Below are 818 nucleotides of genomic sequence, written 5' to 3' on the forward strand. Positions count from 1 at the left end.
GGATTCAGGAGAGAAACTATACATGGAAGGACTTTTTCGGAAATCGTGTCCATGAAAATCGAAATCAGATGCTGATTTTCGCTGTCAATCGCCGATTAAATATACACGATTTCAGAATGAGAACGTCCGTGTCTATTTTACCTGTCGATTTTCGATTTCAGGCAGGAAATCCATATACACGATTTTCGAAAAAAGCATCGCATGTCCAGTCGTTACTGTTCGGGCAAGGCGATGTCTTCATCCTCGTTTGATTTTTATGAGACGCCTATGCCGAGCGTCTCTTTTTGTTTGCCCACCCCATTCGGCTGCCTTTATCTATTTACATATCGGTCCCGCCCCATGCAAACAAACAAAAAAATCGACAATTTTTTCTTTGCGTGCGGATGCCGCGCTGGAATACTGTTCGATTTTCAGATGATCATCGAGCGCGGCCCGGAAATTTTCACTGGCGAACCGGGTGAAATAGATGAAGATGGATGGCACTATCCAATACCCAGTTGCTTTCGAAATCGTGGATATTTTTAACACCATCTATCATTTTTGTGTACGGAGCTAAACTATCTAAGATTTTCAAATAAGGCACTTATTGGATAGTTTTCTGCGAAATCAGGCATACGCATATAAGCGTACTATCGAAGAATCCTTGCTTTTTTAAATGGTGGATATGTATTTCTGACTTCAGAGAAGAGTTTCTTTCGGCTGATATCCAATAAACCTTCTTTTTTTAAATACTGGTTATGCGAGCCCGGATTCCTCTTAGGAAACAAGGCTTTTCGTATCCAATATTTTTGAAATCGCCTGAGAGTGGATATTTTGCA

General features: G+C 40.8%; 2 protein-coding genes. One reads left to right on the forward strand and one right to left on the reverse strand.

The window, feature by feature from the left end:
- Positions 1 to 251 (forward strand): hypothetical protein (locus tag ACTNC3_RS11420; RefSeq protein WP_441227508.1); only part of this gene is annotated, 251 nt, incomplete at its 5' end.
- Between the two features lie 378 nt (positions 252 to 629).
- Here the strand turns inward: ACTNC3_RS11420 and ACTNC3_RS11425 are convergent.
- The coding region (locus tag ACTNC3_RS11425; RefSeq protein ID WP_441227509.1) for a hypothetical protein at positions 630 to 818 on the reverse strand (189 nt) is incomplete at its 5' end.

This window comes from Oribacterium sp. HCP3S3_B9, from assembly GCF_052064255.1.
Taxonomy (GTDB): Bacteria; Bacillota; Clostridia; order Lachnospirales; family Lachnospiraceae; genus Oribacterium.